Here is a 16,629-nt window from a genome sequence, read left to right on the forward strand (position 1 = left end):
CCCCCCCCCCGCCCCCCCCCCCCGGCGGGGGGAGGGGCGGGTTTAACGGAGGATCTTTTTCTCGGCCAGATCGAGGGCGAAATAGCTGAAGATCAGGTCGGCGCCTGCGCGTTTGATAGCGCCGAGACTTTCCAGAACCACTTTCTCTTCATCGATAGCGCCCGCCTGGGCAGCAAATTTGATCATCGCGTACTCACCGCTGACCTGATAGGCGCCGAGCGGCAGATCGCTGCGTTCGCGGATATCGCGCAGTATATCCAGGTAGGCGCCAGCCGGTTTCACCATCAGGCAGTCGGCGCCCTGGGCTTCATCGAGCAGCGACTCGCGAATGGCCTCCCGGCGATTCATCGGGCTCATCTGATAGGTTTTCCGATCGCCCTTCAGCGCGGTACCGGCCGCTTCGCGGAACGGACCGTAGAAGGAAGAAGCGAACTTGGTCGAGTAGGACATGATCGCCGTATTGGTGAAGCCGGCGGCGTCCAGCGAGCGGCGAATCGCCTGCACCTGACCGTCCATCGCGGCGGAAGGAGCGATGAAATCCGCCCCCGCGGCGGCGGCGACAACGGCCTGTTTGCCGAGGTTTTCCAGGGTCGCGTCGTTATCCACCCCGTGGTCGCACAGCACGCCGCAGTGGCCGTGGGAGGTATATTCGCAGAAGCAGGTATCGGACATGACGATCATCTCCGGCACCGTGGACTTACAAATCCGCGACATACGCGCCACCAGACCATTTTCATTCCAGGTATCGCTGCCGGTGGCATCGGTGTGATGAGAAATACCAAAGGTCATCACCGAGCGGATCCCGGCGTTGGCGATGCGTTCGATCTCGCGCGCCAGATATTTTTCCGGAATGCGCATCACGCCGGGCATGGCCTCTATCGCTTTGTAATCATCAATTTCTTCTTCAACAAAGATCGGCAACACCAGGTCGTTCAAACTCAGTGTTGTCTCTTCAAACAGGGCGCGCAGCGCAGCGGATTGACGCAGGCGGCGGGGGCGAGTGATTAAATCTGTCATGGTTTGCCTGATTTTGTGAAATGAAAGACGATAGTGTAACTGAAATGGCAGCGGGATGTTTCGCCAAAACGATCGTTATGGCGCATCGGCGAAACCTTCCCAGGGCTTACTGGCTGGCCGTCTGCATGTTGGGCTGTGCGCCGCTCAACTCGCTGACCAGGTCGTTGATGCCATCGCTCATATTGTTGAAGCGGGTTAACGGCGAGCGGGTTACCACCACAAAGGCGCCAACGTTAGCCTGCGGATTCATCGCCATATAGGTGATAAACCCGCCGCCGCCGCCGGTTTTCTGAATAATCCCCGGATGGCCGTTCTTCGGCTTCATATACACCCAGCCGAGGCCCAGCGCGTCTGCGCGGCCCGGCACGTCCATACCAATCACCCGGGTCAGCTGGTTACGCTGATAAATCAGCGTCTGCATCCGGTCGGCCTGCTGGCTGCGGGTATAGAAATCGGATGACAGGAACTGCTGCATCCAGCGCATCATATCCCCCGGCGTCGAGTAGACTCCGCCGCTGCCGATCGCCGCCAGGGTGTTGTTGCATGGGCTGGCGCCTTTTTCCGGGATCATCAGCCGCTGGCACTGATCCGGTGACGGGGTAAAGGTGGTGTCCTTCATCCCCAGCGGCCGGGTGATCTGCTCTTCAAACAGCTGCGGATACGGTTTGCCGGCGGCGGTGGAGAGCGCGTCCGCCAGTAAATCGAAGGCCAGGTTGGAGTAGGCCGCCTGCGAGCCCGGCGCGGTCTTCAGGGTCGCGGTAGAGAGCCAGTTCCAGCGCTGCTGGCGGGTCGGCCAGACAAACACCGGACGATGAGCGGCGCCGCCAGGCTGCTCGCGCGGCAGGGCGCTGGTATGGGTCGCGAGGTTAACCAGGGTGATTGGTTTTCCCTGCCAGTCAGGCACCCGGGCGCCCGGCGGGGCGTATTTACTCAGCGGATCGTTGAGTTTCACCACCCCCTGGTCGAGCAGCTTCACCAGCATCTCGCTGGTCATCAGTTTGCTGAGGGAGGCGATACGGATCACCGAGTCGAGCTGCGGGTGCTGATTATTCCCCGGGCGGGTTTCGCCAAAGCTGCGAAAAACACGCTGATTGCCATCGATAACCACCAGCGCCATGCCGGTGGCGCCGCTGCCGTAGTAGATATGATTGGCGTAACGATCGACCACATCCGAGGCGAAAACCGGGTCAACGGTAGGCTGTGCGGCCTGCACCGAGGTCCACGACGCCGCGCACAGCGCAGCAAAAATGAGCAAACTACGTTTCAACGGAGATCATCCATTAAATAAATAAAAAAGAAGAGGGTATTTATACTACGAAGTGGCGCAGAACAAAGCGGGATTCACGACATTCCTGCAGGAAAAAGGTAACGGTGCGTAAAAAAGACTTTTTTACGCTTTCGGATACCGGCTTTTTTCGCCGGCGCGTATGATGACCGTTTGGCTGAAGGTTCGTGGGAGAGAACAATGACGGCTCAACGGGTAGTGATGGTCGTGGATATGCAAAACGGCGTGTTCGCCACGCCGCGTCTGGCGCGCGAGCGCTGCGTCGCGCAAATTAATCGTCTGGTGCGCGCGGCGGACAAGGTTATTTTCATTCAGCATGATGAAGCCGGCGGCCTCGAAGCCGGCAGCGAAGGCTTCGCCCTGCTTCCTGAGCTGGAGCAGCCGGCTGGCGCGCTGTATGTCACCAAAACCGCCTGCGATGCCTTCTATCACACCTCGCTGGCGCAGGTGTTGGACGAACACGACATTCAGCAGTTCGTCATCTGCGGTTGCGCCACCGACTACTGCCTCGATACCACCATTAAAAATGGCGCCAGCCGCGGGTACGGTATTGTTATCGCGGAAGATGCCCACACCACCGCCGACCGCCCCGCCGCGCAGGCCGCGACGCTTATCGCCCACTACAATGAGGTGTGGCGTACGCTGACCATTCCTGGCAATCCTTTACAGGTGAAACCCACAGAAACAATTCTGCACGCATGGCAGCAGAACTAAGCTGTTGATATCCGGTCTTATCATTCGTCTGTCCCGCGAAGGCTCATCCACGCGGCGGCCGACGTATGCGTCGTACACAGCAATAGCAGAACGATAAGAAGTTAGCAGGAGACAATGATGTTTAAATCTTTTTTCCCCAAACCGGGGCCGTTTTTTATTTCTGCCTTTATCTGGTCGCTGCTGGCCGTGATCTTTTGGCAGGCGGGCGGCGGCGACTGGCTGCTGCGGGTCACCGGGGCATCGCAAAATGTGGCGATCAGCGCGGCGCGCTTCTGGTCGCTCAACTATCTGGTGTTCTACGCTTACTATCTGTTTTGCGTCGGCGTGTTCGCGCTGTTCTGGTTTGTCTACTGCCCGCACCGCTGGCAGTACTGGTCGATTCTCGGGACCTCGCTCATCATCTTCGTCACCTGGTTTCTGGTAGAAGTCGGGGTGGCGATCAACGCCTGGTATGCGCCGTTCTACGACCTGATCCAGAGCGCGCTGGCCACCCCGCATAAGGTCAGCATCAACCAGTTTTATCAGGAAATCGGCGTCTTTCTCGGCATCGCGATCATCGCGGTGATTATTGGCGTGATGAACAACTTCTTCGTCAGCCACTACGTCTTCCGCTGGCGCACGGCGATGAACGAGCACTATATGGCCCACTGGCAGCATCTGCGCCATATCGAAGGCGCCGCGCAGCGTGTGCAGGAAGATACCATGCGTTTTGCTTCCACCCTCGAAGATATGGGCGTGAGCTTTATCAACGCGGTGATGACCCTGATCGCCTTCCTGCCGGTGCTGGTGACGCTCTCCGAACATGTTCCCGACCTGCCTATCGTCGGCCATCTGCCGTATGGCCTGGTGATTGCCGCTATCGTCTGGTCGCTGATGGGTACCGGCCTGCTGGCGGTGGTGGGGATTAAGCTGCCGGGCCTGGAGTTTAAAAACCAGCGCGTGGAAGCGGCCTATCGTAAAGAGCTGGTTTACGGCGAGGACGATGAAACTCGCGCCACGCCGCCGACGGTGCGCGAGCTATTCCGCGCGGTGCGTCGCAACTATTTCCGTCTCTATTTCCACTATATGTATTTCAATATCGCCCGCATCCTCTATCTGCAGGTGGATAACGTTTTCGGCCTTTTCCTGCTGTTTCCGTCGATCGTTGCCGGTACGATTACCCTCGGGCTGATGACGCAAATTACTAACGTCTTCGGCCAGGTGCGCGGCTCGTTCCAGTACCTGATCAGCTCGTGGACAACGCTGGTGGAACTGATGTCCATCTACAAACGTCTGCGCAGTTTTGAACGCGAGCTGGACGGCAAACCGCTGCAGGAAGCGATCCCGACATTACGTTAATCAAGACAAGGAAGCATAATGGCCGCACGTTTATCGCGCATTATTCCCGTTTCATTGACGCTGCTGGCGGCCATGGCGCTGAGCGCCTGTACCAGCCAGCAGGCTCCGGCGCTGAAAGAGGGCGAGAAGCCTGTTGACGTGGCGTCGGTAGTGCGGCAGAAAATGCCGGCCAGCGTCAAGGATCGGGAGGCCTGGGCGCAAGCCATCGCCACCGCGTTTGACAGCCAGAAGCTGGCGCCGACGGAAGAAAACGTCTGCTCGGTGCTGGCGGTCGCGCAGCAAGAGTCTAACTATCAGTCCGATCCGGTGGTGCCGGGGCTGAATAAAATCGCCTGGCAGGAAATTGACCGCCGGGCGGAAAAAATGCACATTCCGCCGTTTCTGGTCCATACCGCGCTGAAGATCACCTCGCCAAACGGTAAAAGCTATAGCGACCGTCTGGACAATGTGAAGACGGAAAAGCAGTTGAGCGCCATTTTTGATGACTTTATCGGGATGGTGCCGATGGGGCAGAAGCTGTTCGGTTCCCTTAACCCGGTGCACACCGGGGGGCCGATGCAGGTCAGCATTGCTTTTGCCGAGCAGCACACCTCCGGCTACCCGTGGAAAATGAACGGCACGGTGCGCCAGGAGGTCTTCAGTCTGCGCGGTGGCCTGTGGTTTGGCACCTATCATCTGCTGAACTATCCGGCCAGTTATAGTGCGCCATTGTACCGCTTTGCCGACTTCAACGCCGGCTGGTACGCCAGCCGTAACGCCGCCTTCCAGAACGCGGTGGTGAAAGCCAGCGGGGTAAAACTGGCGCTCGACGGCGACCTTATCCGCTACGACAGCGAGGAGCCGGGCAGCACCGAGCTGGCGGTGCGTCGCCTGGCGAGCCAGCTGGGGATGAGCGACAGCGAGATCCATCGTCAGTTGAAAAAGGGCGACAGCCTGGCGTTTGAGAAGACCGATCTCTATCAGCAGGTTTTCCGTCTCGCCGAGAAAAAGGCGGGCAAAACCCTGCCGCGGGAGATGTTGCCAGGGATCCAGCTGGAGAGTCCAAAAATCACCCGAAATCTGACGACGGCGTGGTTTGCGAAACGGGTTGATGAGCGGCGGGCAAACTGTATGGCGCGGCGTTAACGGCGCTGACGCCAGCGCACGATAAGCGCCAGTACCCCGATGAACGTGCAGCCGATAAGGAAAGGGATCAGACCAAAGAGGGTACCCACGGCGAGGCTGATGTCGACTTGCGGACGGCTGGCGTCCTGGGCTTGCATCAGGCGTTCAAATACCCCCGGGGCGTGGATCAGCATGCTGAGCATCTGCGCGCCGGCCCAGCAGCAGATCAACACGAACAGCCCGTAGGCGACATGGCTGCCGGTCAGCGCCCCCCTTTTTTTATTTCCCAAAAGCGATTTTGAAAAACTGAATTCAGCCATAGGCCCTCCCACATCTGCGCTGCTGGTTTTTTCTCCAGCTCTATGTCAGGTATTCTGGCAGTCAGGGGCCATCATCAGTATCAGATTGCTGGTAATTGCCGTCCAGGAATAATCCTGTTTTCACCGTTGTGTTAACTGCGCCACAGGAGCACAAAAGGGAGAGCGGCGTCGCAATCCAGCAACATTCTCCATATCGCTACAGACCGCCGCGGGCGGCTATGCGAAGATGCGTTTTTTGCTGTTGGAGGCCGCATGAAGCTCACTGATAAAATTCGCCGCGATTGGCACTACTACGCCGTGGCGCTGGGGTTGATTTTTATTCTTAATGGCGTGGTGGGGCTGCTGGGGTTTGAAACACATGGGTGGCAATCCTACGCCGTCGGTCTGATCACCTGGGTCATTAGCTTCTGGATTGCGGGCTTTGTGATCCGCCGCCGCCCGGCAGAAGAGGCCTGAGGCCGCCGCTGCCAGGCGGGGTAAAACGCGTTTTAGTTCATGGAGGTTTTCAGCGCCCGGTCCGCGGCATGGCGCTCCAGCGCCAGCTCAATCAGGCGGGTGATCAGGCTGGTGTAGTCGAGACCGCTGGCCTGCCACAGCTTCGGATACATGCTGATGTTGGTAAAGCCCGGCAGGGTGTTGATCTCGTTGATCACCACCTCGTTGTCGGCGGTGAGGAACACGTCGACACGAGCCATGCCGCTGCAGCCCAGGGTCTGGTAGGCCTGCACCGCGATAGCGCGAATTTTGTCGTTGATCTCAGGGGCGATAGCGGCCGGGACTACCACCTGCGCGCCCTGATCGTCGATATACTTGGTGTCGTAGGCGTAAAACTCGCTGTTGAGGACGATTTCACCGCAGGTGCTGGCCTGCGGGTGGTCGTTACCCAGCACCGCACACTCAATTTCCCGCCCTTTAATGCCTTGCTCCACCACCACTTTATGGTCAAATTCGAAGGCCAGGGCCACCGCCTGATGGTACTGCTCTTCGTTTTTAACTTTGCTGACGCCAACCGACGAGCCCTGATTAGCCGGCTTAACGAACAGCGGCAGGCCAAGCTTCGCTTCGACATCGGCAAAGCTGAACTGCGCGCGGTTGGCGCGGGTGAGTGTGATAAACGGGGCGACGGCGAGCCCGGCGTCGCGCAGCAGACGTTTGGTCACGTCTTTGTCCATACAGGCTGCAGAGCCCAGCACATCGGAGCCGACGAACGGCAGATTCGCCATGCGCAGCATCCCCTGCAGGGAGCCATCTTCACCCAGCGTGCCGTGGACGATCGGGAAAATCACATCGATGGCCGCCAGCGGTTGGCCGCTTTCGGCGTTAATCAGCTGCTGCGCTTCGCGGCCCGGGATCTGCGCCAGAGTCACCGTGGAAGGGCGCAGGGCAATGCGGGCAGGATCCTGTGCGTTGAGCAGGTAGTTGCCGGCGTCGTTGATGTGCCACAGCCCCTGTTTATCAATACCCAACAGAACCACATCGAAGCGCGATTTATCAATCGCTTCCACGATATTCTTCGCTGACTGCAGCGACACTTCATGCTCCGCCGACTTGCCGCCAAAAACGATCCCAACCCTCATCTTTGCCATTTCAACTTCCATCCAGATAACATCAAAGGGCATAACATACCATGTGAAACCGCTGCCTGGCTGCCATAATATTTACCTGATCAATTGACGGGAGTGGGCGTGAGAGGAAAGACGCTGCTGGTGCTGGCCGGGCTGCTCGGCGCGGGCCTGTTGGGATACCGCAATCTGCCGCCGCACCTGAATCCGCTGGCGCCGCTGGCGCTGGACGATCCCCCGGGCTGGCTGACGTCGTTTAAGCTGCGCAGGCTGACGGCAGACCAGTGCGCCTCCCTGCTGGCGGAAGCCAATCGCCGGCGGCTTATCGCCAGCCGGCCGGTGGCCGACAGCGAGGGAAGCTGCCCTCTGCGTAACGTGGTGCGGGTGGCGAATTTTGGCTCGGTGCAGCTGAGCAGTAGTTTTCTCGCCAGCTGCCCGCTGGCGCTGAGCAGCGCGCTGTACATCGAGCAGCAGGCGAAGCCGCTGACCCGTCAACTGATGGCGAGCGATCTGCGCCAGATCGATCATCTCGGCAGCTTCGCCTGTCGCAATATTTACCATCGTCAACAGGCGCGGCGCAGTGAACACGCCACGGCGGACGCGCTGGACGTCAGCGGTTTCCGCCTGGCGGACGGCCGACGCGTCAGCGTCCTGCAGGGCTGGCGGAGCGAGACCTCGCATCCCTGGCTGGTGGCGCTGTTGAACAACAGCTGCCATTACTTCGGTAACGCGCTGGGGCCAGAGTACAACGCGGCTCACGCCAACCATTTTCATTTCGGCATGCGCGGGCAGGGCTTCTGCTTTTGAGCATAAAGCGCTATGAGCAGCCTAAATGACCAGAAAATGCTTCGTCAGGCTCTCATCCGCAGCCATAAAACACCAAACTCACCGCCAGCGCATCTATGGTAGTACGCCAGTGGGATGAAATTGCTAAGCTAGATAATAATTGGCAAATCATTAATGAATACGCGTAGTTATGGAATCCTGGAAGGTTAATCTCATCTCCGTCTGGTTTGGTTGCTTTTTTACCGGCCTGGCGATCAGTCAAATTCTCCCCTTTTTACCCCTCTACGTCTCCCAGCTCGGCGTCACCTCGCATGAAGCGCTATCGATGTGGTCGGGGCTGACCTTCAGCGTCACTTTTCTTGTCTCGGCGATCGTCTCGCCAATGTGGGGAAGCCTGGCGGACCGTAAAGGCCGCAAGCTCATGCTGCTGCGCGCCTCGTTGGGGATGGCGATTGCCATTTTACTGCAGGCTTTCGCCACCAACGTCTGGCAGCTGTTTATCCTGCGGGCGATCATGGGCTTAACCTCCGGTTATATTCCCAACGCCATGGCGCTGGTGGCCTCCCAGGTGCCGCGCGAGCGCAGCGGCTGGGCGCTAAGCACGCTGTCGACGGCGCAAATTAGCGGGGTGATCGGCGGTCCGCTGCTGGGCGGTTTCCTGGCGGACCACGTCGGGCTGCGGATGGTCTTTTTTATTACGGCGATCCTGCTGACCATCAGTTTTCTGGTGACCCTGTTTCTGATTAAAGAGGGCGTTCGCCCGCAGGTCAGCAAAAGCGAGCGTCTCACCGGGAAACAAGTCTTTGCCTCTTTGCCCTATCCGGGGCTGGTGATCAGCCTGTTCTTCACCACCCTGGTGATCCAATTGTGCAACGGCTCAATCGGCCCGATTCTGGCGCTGTTTATTAAGTCGATGGCGCCGGACAGCAACAATATCGCTTTTCTGGCCGGGATGATCGCCGCGGTGCCCGGCGTGTCGGCACTGATTTCTGCGCCACGGTTGGGTAAGCTTGGCGACCGCATCGGCACCTCGCGGATCCTGCTGGCGACGCTCTGCTGCGCGGTGGTGATGTTCTTCGCCATGTCCTTTGTCACCACCCCGCTGCAATTGGGTACGCTGCGTTTTCTGCTCGGCTTTGCCGATGGCGCGATGCTCCCGGCGGTGCAGACCTTATTGCTGAAGTACAGCAGCGACAGCGTCACCGGGCGTATCTTTGGCTATAACCAGTCGTTTATGTATCTGGGCAACGTCGCCGGGCCGCTAATTGGCGCCTCTGTGTCAGCCATGGCCGGCTTCCGCTGGGTGTTTATTGCCACCGCCATTATCGTTTTCATTAACCTCTGGCAACTGGCGTGGATGCTGCGCCAAACCCGCCGGGCTAACGCCTGAACCTCTGCTGACGGTATTTATTGCGATACCGTCAGCATTATTCGCCGTCAGCGGATTTACTATTACTTTTTGTTATCGTCATGGCGTGAACGCTATTCCATTTTATTATTTTCCAGGCAATCTGGTTATAAGCAACCCCGGTCATGATTAAACAATACTATTTATAGTGGTATTTTATTGTGGTAAAACGTTTCGCTGTATATTGGGTGTTGCGATGATTCTTAATTTAAGTAATTCTGAGGTCCGTCATTGCGTATGACATCCCAATCAAAACAGGCCTCGCATAAGGAACTGGTGCTATGAAGAATCTCATTGCTGAGTTACTGGTTAAACTGGCGCAAAAGGAAGAAGAAGCAAAGGAACTGACGGTGCAGGTTGAAGCGCTGGAGATCGTGGTCACCGCATTATTGCGCCATATGGAGCATGATGCCCAGCAGGCATTGATTCAGGATATTGAACAGGCGATTGACCAGGTGACCCCCTGTCCACCGGTCAACGACCATGATGCGATGCTGTTGCAGCAATATCTAAAGAAGCTGTTGCGGCATCCTCGTAGCTAGTCTTTGTGACACGACAAGGATGCCGTCATTTTTCTGTCATCTCCCTTTTATAAAGTCTCCCTCGTTTTGTTTTTTTAAGTATTTTTTACATGGAGATGACAAAAGTGAAATTAAGCGCCCTGTTTATTGCCCTGATTCCTCTACTGGGCTCGCCGGTTATTCATGCAGAAACTACTGCTGCGCCGGTTCTGGAAAATCGCGCTGCGCAGGGAGATATCACCACTCCTGGCGGCGCGCGTCGTTTAACAGGCGATCAAACCGAAGCGCTGCGCGCCTCGTTAATCAATAAGCCAGCTAAAAACGTTATTTTGCTGATTGGCGATGGCATGGGTGATTCGGAAATTACCGCTGCGCGAAACTATGCCGAGGGGGCGGGCGGTTTCTTTAAAGGAATTGATGCTCTGCCGTTAACCGGGCAGTACACGCATTATTCGCTGGATAAAAAAACCGGGAAACCGGACTACGTGACCGACTCGGCGGCCTCCGCCACCGCCTGGACCACCGGCGTGAAGACTTATAACGGCGCGCTGGGCGTCGATATTCATGAGAATGCGCATCAGACCATCCTCGAGCTGGCGAAAGCGGCGGGGCTGGCCACCGGCAACGTTTCCACCGCCGAGCTGCAGGACGCCACCCCCGCGGCGTTGGTAGCGCATGTGACATCGCGTAAATGCTATGGCCCGACGGTCACCAGCGAAAAATGCCCCAGCAATGCGCTGGAAAAAGGGGGCAAAGGCTCCATTACCGAACAGCTGCTGAACGCCCGACCGGATGTCACCCTGGGCGGCGGCGCGAAGACCTTTGCCGAAACGGCGACGGCGGGCGAGTGGCAGGGCAAAACCCTGCGCGAGCAGGCGCAAGCGCGCGGCTACCAGATTGTGACCGACGCGGCTTCTCTTGCCGCCGCGACGGAAGCCAGTCAGGATAAACCGCTGCTGGGACTCTTTGCCGATGGCAATATGCCGGTACGCTGGGAAGGGCCGAAGGCGTCTTATCACGGTAATATCGATAAGCCGCCGGTGACCTGTACGCCAAACCCGAAGCGTGACGCCTCGGTGCCGACGCTGGCGCAGATGACCGAGAAAGCGATTGACCTGCTGAGTCGCAACGAGAAAGGTTTCTTCCTGCAAGTCGAAGGCGCGTCAATCGATAAGCAGGACCATGCGGCCAATCCGTGCGGCCAGATCGGCGAAACGGTTGATCTTGACGAAGCGGTGCAGAAGGCGCTGGAATTCGCGCGAAAAGACGGTAATACCCTGGTGATCGTCACCGCCGACCATGCGCATGCCAGCCAGATCATCCCGGCGGATAGCAAAGCCCCGGGGCTGACCCAGGCTCTGAACACGCACGATGGCGCGGTGATGGTGATGAGTTACGGCAACTCTGAGGAAGAGTCGATGGAGCACACCGGCACCCAACTGCGCATTGCGGCCTACGGTCCGCATGCGGCTAACGTCGTCGGCCTGACCGATCAGACCGACCTGTTCTCGACCATGAAAGCTGCCCTGAGTCTCAAATAAGTCGCTGCCGGTGGCGAAATTGCGTCACCGGCTGGTTTTTTTTCTATCTGCGTCCAGACTTACAACGTTCCACTCACAGAAGGATGGTGCGATGAAAATAACTTTATTGATGACCCTACTGTTTGGCTTGATCTTTATCAGCGCGGTTGGCGCGGCAGAAAAAACGCCCACTCCTCAGCAGCAAAGGATGACGGACTGCAATCAGCAAGCGTCAGCCAAAATGCTGAAAGGTGAGGAGCGCAAAACCTTTATGAGCCAGTGTCTGAAAAAAGAGACCACGACCTCGCAGGGAAAGGCGCTCACCCCTCAGCAGCAGAAAATGAGCGACTGCAGCAAAGCGGCCACGGCGAAATCACTGAAGGGCGATGAACGCAGTACCTTCATGAGTAGCTGCCTGAAGAAAGCCTGAAAAAAAGGGAGCGCTCGCGCTCCCTTGTTCTTTAACCTCTCAGGGCTTGAAGCCCGCCAGCTCAGCTTCAGGAGCGGCTCAGTTTCTCTGATTTTTCCATACACTGGGTGATGGCTTCGATTACCGCCGAGCGGAACCCTTTCTCTTCCAGCACGCGCACGGCTTCGATGGTGGTCCCGCCAGGGGAACAGACCATATCTTTCAGCGCCCCTGGGTGTTCTCCGCTCTCCAGCACCATTTTGGCGGAACCCATCACCGCCTGGGCGGCGAATTTATAGGCCTGAGCGCGCGGCATTCCGCCGAGGACGGCGGCATCAGCCATCGCTTCGATAAACATAAAGACATAGGCCGGCGCCGAACCGCTTACCCCCACCACCGGATGGATCATCGGCTCGGCAATTTGCTCCGCCTGGCCAAAGCAACGGAAAATAGTCAGCACTTCGGCAACATCTTCGCTGCTCACCAGGGCGTTAGGCGTGACGGAGGTCATACCGGCGTTAACCAGCGACGGCGTATTCGGCATCGCGCGAATGATTTTGCGATCGTGGCCAAGGGCGCGCGCCAGCTGCTCAAGCGTAACGCCGGCGGCGATAGAGACCACCAGCGACTCTTTATTCAGGCTGGAGGCGATATCGCCCAGCACTTTGGTCATGATCCCTGGTTTAACCGCGCCGAAGACGATATCGGCAATCTGCGCCACTTCCTGGGCGCTGCCGGCGGCGTTGATGCCATACTGGTCGCGCAGAGCTGCAACCTTGTCCGGCGACGGGGTGTAGACCCAGATTTGTCCCGGCTGTACCTGACCGCTGGCGATCAGCCCGCCCAGAATGGCCTTACCCATATTGCCGCAGCCGATAAAGCCAATTTTCTTATCCATCACCATTCCCCTCTGCTTTTTTCGTTACGATCTGATTAGCTTACCATCCTGGCGCTTTCCTGGGGGAGAAAAGCAGGTAACATTGGCGTCACTTATTGCAGGTAACAGGAGCTGGCATGGCCATTTGGGTGGATGCGGACGCGTGTCCGAACGTGATTAAAGAGATTTTGTTCCGCGCGGCAGAGCGGACCCAGACTCCGCTGACGCTGGTGGCGAACCAGCCGCTGCGCGTGCCGCCGTCGCGTTTCATCCGCACCCTGCGGGTTGAGCAGGGTTTTGACGTGGCGGATAATGAAATCGTTCGCCAGTGCGCGGCGGGAGATTTAGTGATCACCGCCGACATCCCGCTGGCGGCGGAGGTGCTGGCGAAGGGCGGGGCGGCGCTGAATCCGCGCGGGGAACGTTACAGCGAGGCGACGATCCGCGAGCGGCTGACAATGCGGGATTTTATGGAGACATTACGGGCCAGCGGCGTTCAGACCGGCGGCCCGGATAGTTTATCGCAGCGCGATCGGCAACAGTTTGCCGCCGAGCTGGAGAAGTGGTTGCTGGCGGTTAAGCGTCGCCAGGGTTAAACCCAGCTATCGTCATCGCTGCCAAAATCATCGTCGCCAAAGCCGGCGTCGAAGTCGTCGTTCCAGGTATTGTCGGCAAGGAACTGATCGTCTCCCTGGCGGAACGGATCGTCACCTGCGGTGGTGTCCTGCGCGATGCTGTCCTGCGCGGAGGCGACATCAGGCTGCGGCTTCTCTTCGATGATATTGACGATCTCCTGCGGGTGCGAGCCGCTGAACATATTGGTCAGCATATTGCCCAGCACCACGCCGCCTGCCACGCCAGCGGCCGTTTGCAGCGCGCCCGCCATAAAGCCGCCGCCGCGTGCGGCAGCCTGCGGGGCATAGTTCTGCTGCGGTGGTGGCGTATACTGCGGCTGAGCGCTGGCCTGCGGGCGACCATATTGCTCCGCGCCCGGGATAGGGTCAGAACCGCGTGACGAGCCGCCACCGCCAAACAGGCCGGAGAGGAAGCCGCCGCTGCTGGGCTTTGCCGCCTGCAGTTGGCTGACCTGACTCTCCAGCGCCTGGATGCGATCGTTAAGCTGTTTAATCGCGGCTTCCTGGATAAGAATGGTTTGCGCCATATAGTAGGGGGCCGCCGGCTGCGCGCTCACGTGTTGGGCAATCCGCTCCTCGGCGCTGGCATCGCGCGATGCGCTGTGCGCCTCAGCCTCTTTCAGCCGGGAAAACAGTCCATCAATAAGGCGTTGTTCTTCAGATTGCATGTTACATTCCTCTGTCACACTGTCGAATAGGCATCAGGGTGCTTCTGAAACATGATGTTGTAAATATGTTGCTTCGTAAAGCTATGCATAAATGTGTTACCGTTTACGCCAGCGGTGGATAAAAAATAAGGCCAAGCGGAAAGTAAAGCTGGTTAAACACTAAATGCAATGATAAGTTTACATTAATAGCCCCTCTTCTCACCGTGGTAATGGGGTGTAAAGAAGTTGTGTAATTTTTTCTTTACGTATGCATTGCGGGACAGACAGCGATAATACGTGCTTTCGTTTTCATTTTTTTGCGACAGACGGAACCAGGGGGTCTTCGGTTATGACACAGCCTATCTTTCTTATTGGGCCACGCGGCTGCGGTAAAACCACCGTCGGCCATGCGCTGGCGCGAGCGCGGCATTTTCAGTTCTCCGATACCGATCATCGGCTACAGGCCCATGAGCAGCGGACGGTGGCTGAGATCGTGCAGGCGGAAGGGTGGGCGCGTTTTCGCGAACTGGAGACCCTGTCGCTGAAGGCCGTGACCCTGCCGAATACGGTAATCGCCACCGGCGGCGGCATTGTGCTGGCGGAAGGTAACCGTCAGTTTATGCGGGAGAATGGCGTGGTGATTTATCTGCAGGCCTCGGTGTCGGCGCTGATTGACCGTCTGGAAGCCTACCCGAAAGCCGAACAGCGGCCGACGCTGACCGGAAAACCGGTGCGCGAGGAAGTGGGCGAGGTGCTGGCGCAGCGCGAAGCGTTATACCGGGACGCTGCCCACCATATTGTGGATGCCACGGCCTCGCCGGATCGGGTGGTGGAGCAGATTATGTCCATGCTGTGCAGCGCGACGGCAACCCCGGTAAGTTAAGAATTTACTTACATTAAGGCGGCGAGGGGCGCCTATACTTAATAGTTCTGCTACCAGAAGAAGGAAGAACTATGCCAAACAGGCCCCCCTATCCGAGAGAAGCGCGCGTGGTTGCGGTAGAGAAAGGTCCTCAGGGTCAGACGGTGACCTGGTACCAGCTCCGTGCGGATTATCCTGAGCCTGATTCGCTTATCAGCGAACATCCTACCGAGCAGGAAGCCGTGGATGCCAAACGGCGTTATGAAGATCCTGACAAGTCGTAACCCCCTGAGCCCGAATTGCCCGCCATGCTGGCAATATCGGGCGTATCTCACATTTTTTATTTATCAGTCGTACTAATGAATATCTAACACACGGATTTTTCAGGCACGGCGCCGCCGCCCGGCAATCTTTACATTCAACCGCGGCGTGGAGCTGCTACGCTTCTCGACGGTTGATTTTTACTCACCAGGGGGGCGGATGCTGTGTGTGGAAAGCCTGTGTTGAAGCAGTGGTTGTGAAAAGGTACATGATATGAGTAGTGCAACGATGGCAATTTTGACCATCGGCGTTGTGCCGCTGGCGGGAGTATTGCCGCTCCTGACCGAACATATCAGGGAAGAACAGATCGCCCACATCAGCCTGCTGGGCGAGATGACGCCTGACGAGGTAATGGCCGAGTACGCCGTAGGTGACGGCGAGAAAGGACTCCTGACCTTGCTCAGTAATAACCAGTTGGTGATGGTGTCGCGACAGAAAATTGAACGCGATGTCCGCAGCGCGATCGCGATGCTGGATCGACAACATTATGATGTGATCCTGCTGCTCAGTTCCGAACAGCTGACCGGTTTTACCACCCACCACGCGATCCTCCTTGAGCCGCAGCGGATCATCCCGCCGCTGGTGGCATCGATCGTCGATGGGCACCAGGTAGGGGTGATCGTGCCGGTGGAAGAGATCATGCCCATGCAGCGGCAAAAGTGGCTCTCGCTGGAAAAGTCGCCATACTACGCGCTGGCCAATCCGTTTACCGGCAGCGACAGCGAGCTATTAACCGCCGGCAAAACGCTGCTGGAGCAGGGCGCCGACGTGCTGGTCCTCGACTGTCTCGGTTACTATCAGCATCATCGCGATGTGTTACAAAAAGCCCTCGATGTTCCGGTTTTGCTGTCGAATGTGCTGGTTTCCCGACTGGCGGCAGAACTATTGGTCTAATGTGTTAATTTCACGTGACAGGGGCAAGGAGCGCCCCCTATATTGAGCCTTTAACCGACGATCAGAAGGGCTTGTTTATGCTTCAAAGCAATGAATACTTTGACGGAAAAGTGAAATCCATTGGCTTCACCAGCAGCAGTACCGGTCGCGCCAGCGTAGGCGTGATGGCGGAAGGGGAATACACCTTTGGTACGGCGCAGCCGGAAGAGATGACGGTAGTCAGCGGGGCGCTGAATGTCCTGCTGCCGGGTGAGACTGAGTGGAAAGTTTACGCTGCCGGCGAAGTTTTCAATGTGCCAGGCAACAGTGAATTTCATCTGCAGGTGGCTGAGCCAACCTCTTATCTGTGCCGCTATCTGTAAGCCAGCGTGACGCCCGGCGCCTGCCGCCGGGTTGTTTTTTCCTTTCT

Annotated in this window: 20 protein-coding genes; 14 read left to right on the top strand and 6 right to left on the bottom strand. The window is 57.7% G+C overall.

Annotated features, from left to right (window positions below):
• Positions 1–42: 42 nt before the first annotated feature.
• The gene (gene hemB / locus HMPREF9538_RS12020; RefSeq protein ID WP_002890201.1) at positions 43–1,017 is read right to left on the bottom strand and encodes a porphobilinogen synthase; all 975 of its coding nucleotides are present in this window, start codon (positions 1,015–1,017) and stop codon (positions 43–45) included.
• Positions 1,018–1,123: 106 nt separating this feature from the next.
• Positions 1,124–2,284 carry a D-alanyl-D-alanine-carboxypeptidase/endopeptidase AmpH gene (gene ampH, locus HMPREF9538_RS12015; RefSeq protein ID WP_004178722.1) on the bottom strand — a complete coding sequence of 387 codons (1,161 nt, stop codon included), beginning with the start codon at positions 2,282–2,284 and terminating at the stop codon, positions 1,124–1,126.
• 219 nt (positions 2,285–2,503) lie between these two features.
• Here ampH and HMPREF9538_RS12010 point away from each other — a divergent pair, with 219 nt between their 5' ends.
• The 3 genes from HMPREF9538_RS12010 (at position 2,504) to HMPREF9538_RS12000 (ending at position 5,479) form a co-directional block, all read left to right on the top strand.
• Positions 2,504–3,016, top strand: coding sequence for an isochorismatase family protein (locus HMPREF9538_RS12010; protein ID WP_072143249.1), 513 nt, complete (start codon positions 2,504–2,506; stop codon positions 3,014–3,016).
• A 117-nt stretch (positions 3,017–3,133) separates the two neighbouring features.
• Positions 3,134–4,354, top strand: a complete 1,221-nt coding sequence (gene sbmA, locus HMPREF9538_RS12005) for a peptide antibiotic transporter SbmA (protein ID WP_002890204.1) — start codon at positions 3,134–3,136, stop codon at positions 4,352–4,354.
• A gap of 18 nt (positions 4,355–4,372) precedes the next feature.
• Entirely contained in the window at positions 4,373–5,479 is a 1,107-nt protein-coding gene (locus HMPREF9538_RS12000; protein ID WP_004183146.1) for a DUF1615 domain-containing protein, read from the top strand.
• On the opposite strand, the gene HMPREF9538_RS11995 is transcribed toward HMPREF9538_RS12000, so the two are convergent.
• The gene (locus tag HMPREF9538_RS11995) at positions 5,476–5,778 is read right to left on the bottom strand and encodes a YaiY family protein (protein ID WP_002890210.1); all 303 of its coding nucleotides are present in this window, start codon (positions 5,776–5,778) and stop codon (positions 5,476–5,478) included. The two genes, HMPREF9538_RS12000 and HMPREF9538_RS11995, sit on opposite strands and share 4 nt — an antisense overlap.
• A gap of 252 nt (positions 5,779–6,030) precedes the next feature.
• Between HMPREF9538_RS11995 and HMPREF9538_RS11990 the strand changes: the two genes are divergently transcribed.
• Complete coding sequence (locus tag HMPREF9538_RS11990) at positions 6,031–6,234, top strand: DUF2754 family protein (RefSeq protein ID WP_009485315.1); 204 nt, start codon at positions 6,031–6,033, stop codon at positions 6,232–6,234.
• A gap of 32 nt (positions 6,235–6,266) precedes the next feature.
• Here HMPREF9538_RS11990 and ddlA read toward each other — a convergent pair whose 3' ends face one another.
• Positions 6,267–7,364 (bottom strand): D-alanine--D-alanine ligase, encoded by a 1,098-nt coding sequence (gene ddlA, locus HMPREF9538_RS11985; RefSeq protein WP_004151348.1) that lies wholly within the window; start codon positions 7,362–7,364, stop codon positions 6,267–6,269.
• Between the two features lie 99 nt (positions 7,365–7,463).
• On the opposite strand from ddlA, the gene HMPREF9538_RS11980 reads away from it, so the two are divergent.
• The 5 genes from HMPREF9538_RS11980 to HMPREF9538_RS11960 all read left to right on the top strand — a co-directional run bounded on the left by HMPREF9538_RS11980 (position 7,464) and on the right by HMPREF9538_RS11960 (position 12,005).
• Complete coding sequence (locus HMPREF9538_RS11980) at positions 7,464–8,147, top strand: extensin family protein (RefSeq protein WP_004212277.1); 684 nt, start codon at positions 7,464–7,466, stop codon at positions 8,145–8,147.
• A 169-nt stretch (positions 8,148–8,316) separates the two neighbouring features.
• Positions 8,317–9,516 (top strand): multidrug efflux MFS transporter, encoded by a 1,200-nt coding sequence (locus HMPREF9538_RS11975; protein ID WP_002890219.1) that lies wholly within the window; start codon positions 8,317–8,319, stop codon positions 9,514–9,516.
• A gap of 299 nt (positions 9,517–9,815) precedes the next feature.
• Complete coding sequence (gene iraP, locus HMPREF9538_RS11970; RefSeq protein ID WP_002890221.1) at positions 9,816–10,076, top strand: anti-adapter protein IraP; 261 nt, start codon at positions 9,816–9,818, stop codon at positions 10,074–10,076.
• 89 nt (positions 10,077–10,165) lie between these two features.
• Positions 10,166–11,596 carry an alkaline phosphatase gene (gene phoA, locus HMPREF9538_RS11965; RefSeq protein ID WP_009485317.1) on the top strand — a complete coding sequence of 477 codons (1,431 nt, stop codon included), beginning with the start codon at positions 10,166–10,168 and terminating at the stop codon, positions 11,594–11,596.
• Between the two features lie 91 nt (positions 11,597–11,687).
• Positions 11,688–12,005, top strand: coding sequence for a PsiF family protein (locus HMPREF9538_RS11960; RefSeq protein ID WP_002890225.1), 318 nt, complete (start codon positions 11,688–11,690; stop codon positions 12,003–12,005).
• A 67-nt stretch (positions 12,006–12,072) separates the two neighbouring features.
• Here HMPREF9538_RS11960 and proC read toward each other — a convergent pair whose 3' ends face one another.
• A complete protein-coding gene (gene proC, locus HMPREF9538_RS11955) occupies positions 12,073–12,882 on the bottom strand; it encodes a pyrroline-5-carboxylate reductase (protein WP_023341086.1) in 810 nt (269 codons plus the stop codon).
• Between the two features lie 116 nt (positions 12,883–12,998).
• Between proC and HMPREF9538_RS11950 the strand changes: the two genes are divergently transcribed.
• Entirely contained in the window at positions 12,999–13,457 is a 459-nt protein-coding gene (locus tag HMPREF9538_RS11950; RefSeq protein WP_002890230.1) for a YaiI/YqxD family protein, read from the top strand.
• Here HMPREF9538_RS11950 and HMPREF9538_RS11945 read toward each other — a convergent pair.
• Positions 13,454–14,164, bottom strand: a complete 711-nt coding sequence (locus HMPREF9538_RS11945) for a DUF2076 domain-containing protein (RefSeq protein ID WP_009485319.1) — start codon at positions 14,162–14,164, stop codon at positions 13,454–13,456. The two genes, HMPREF9538_RS11950 and HMPREF9538_RS11945, sit on opposite strands and share 4 nt — an antisense overlap.
• Positions 14,165–14,492: 328 nt before the next feature.
• Here HMPREF9538_RS11945 and aroL point away from each other — a divergent pair, with 328 nt between their 5' ends.
• The 4 genes from aroL to ppnP all read left to right on the top strand — a co-directional run bounded on the left by aroL (position 14,493) and on the right by ppnP (position 16,582).
• Positions 14,493–15,026, top strand: coding sequence for a shikimate kinase AroL (gene aroL, locus HMPREF9538_RS11940; protein ID WP_002890276.1), 534 nt, complete (start codon positions 14,493–14,495; stop codon positions 15,024–15,026).
• Positions 15,027–15,097: 71 nt separating this feature from the next.
• Positions 15,098–15,289: a YaiA family protein gene (locus tag HMPREF9538_RS11935; protein ID WP_002890278.1), complete on the top strand. Its 192-nt coding sequence runs from the start codon at positions 15,098–15,100 to the stop codon at positions 15,287–15,289.
• 250 nt (positions 15,290–15,539) lie between these two features.
• Positions 15,540–16,220 (top strand): AroM family protein, encoded by a 681-nt coding sequence (locus HMPREF9538_RS11930; protein ID WP_004144619.1) that lies wholly within the window; start codon positions 15,540–15,542, stop codon positions 16,218–16,220.
• Positions 16,221–16,297: 77 nt separating this feature from the next.
• Positions 16,298–16,582, top strand: coding sequence for a pyrimidine/purine nucleoside phosphorylase (gene ppnP / locus HMPREF9538_RS11925; RefSeq protein WP_002890284.1), 285 nt, complete (start codon positions 16,298–16,300; stop codon positions 16,580–16,582).
• Positions 16,583–16,629 lie beyond the last annotated feature (47 nt).

The organism is Klebsiella sp. MS 92-3, from assembly GCF_000195655.1.
Lineage (GTDB): Bacteria > Pseudomonadota > Gammaproteobacteria > Enterobacterales > Enterobacteriaceae > Klebsiella > Klebsiella pneumoniae.

Coding starts and splice junctions, on each gene's coding strand:
- hemB (WP_002890201.1), bottom strand. CDS start 1,017: ATGACAGATTTAATCACTCGCCCCCGCCGCCTGCGTCAATCCGCTGCG.
- HMPREF9538_RS12010 (WP_072143249.1), top strand. CDS start 2,504: ATGGTCGTGGATATGCAAAACGGCGTGTTCGCCACGCCGCGTCTGGCG.
- sbmA (WP_002890204.1), top strand. CDS start 3,134: ATGTTTAAATCTTTTTTCCCCAAACCGGGGCCGTTTTTTATTTCTGCC.
- HMPREF9538_RS12000 (WP_004183146.1), top strand. CDS start 4,373: ATGGCCGCACGTTTATCGCGCATTATTCCCGTTTCATTGACGCTGCTG.
- HMPREF9538_RS11995 (WP_002890210.1), bottom strand. CDS start 5,778: ATGGCTGAATTCAGTTTTTCAAAATCGCTTTTGGGAAATAAAAAAAGG.
- HMPREF9538_RS11990 (WP_009485315.1), top strand. CDS start 6,031: ATGAAGCTCACTGATAAAATTCGCCGCGATTGGCACTACTACGCCGTG.
- ddlA (WP_004151348.1), bottom strand. CDS start 7,364: ATGGCAAAGATGAGGGTTGGGATCGTTTTTGGCGGCAAGTCGGCGGAG.
- HMPREF9538_RS11975 (WP_002890219.1), top strand. CDS start 8,317: ATGGAATCCTGGAAGGTTAATCTCATCTCCGTCTGGTTTGGTTGCTTT.
- iraP (WP_002890221.1), top strand. CDS start 9,816: ATGAAGAATCTCATTGCTGAGTTACTGGTTAAACTGGCGCAAAAGGAA.
- phoA (WP_009485317.1), top strand. CDS start 10,166: ATGGAGATGACAAAAGTGAAATTAAGCGCCCTGTTTATTGCCCTGATT.
- HMPREF9538_RS11960 (WP_002890225.1), top strand. CDS start 11,688: ATGAAAATAACTTTATTGATGACCCTACTGTTTGGCTTGATCTTTATC.
- proC (WP_023341086.1), bottom strand. CDS start 12,882: ATGGATAAGAAAATTGGCTTTATCGGCTGCGGCAATATGGGTAAGGCC.
- HMPREF9538_RS11950 (WP_002890230.1), top strand. CDS start 12,999: ATGGCCATTTGGGTGGATGCGGACGCGTGTCCGAACGTGATTAAAGAG.
- HMPREF9538_RS11945 (WP_009485319.1), bottom strand. CDS start 14,164: ATGCAATCTGAAGAACAACGCCTTATTGATGGACTGTTTTCCCGGCTG.
- aroL (WP_002890276.1), top strand. CDS start 14,493: ATGACACAGCCTATCTTTCTTATTGGGCCACGCGGCTGCGGTAAAACC.
- HMPREF9538_RS11935 (WP_002890278.1), top strand. CDS start 15,098: ATGCCAAACAGGCCCCCCTATCCGAGAGAAGCGCGCGTGGTTGCGGTA.
- HMPREF9538_RS11930 (WP_004144619.1), top strand. CDS start 15,540: ATGAGTAGTGCAACGATGGCAATTTTGACCATCGGCGTTGTGCCGCTG.
- ppnP (WP_002890284.1), top strand. CDS start 16,298: ATGCTTCAAAGCAATGAATACTTTGACGGAAAAGTGAAATCCATTGGC.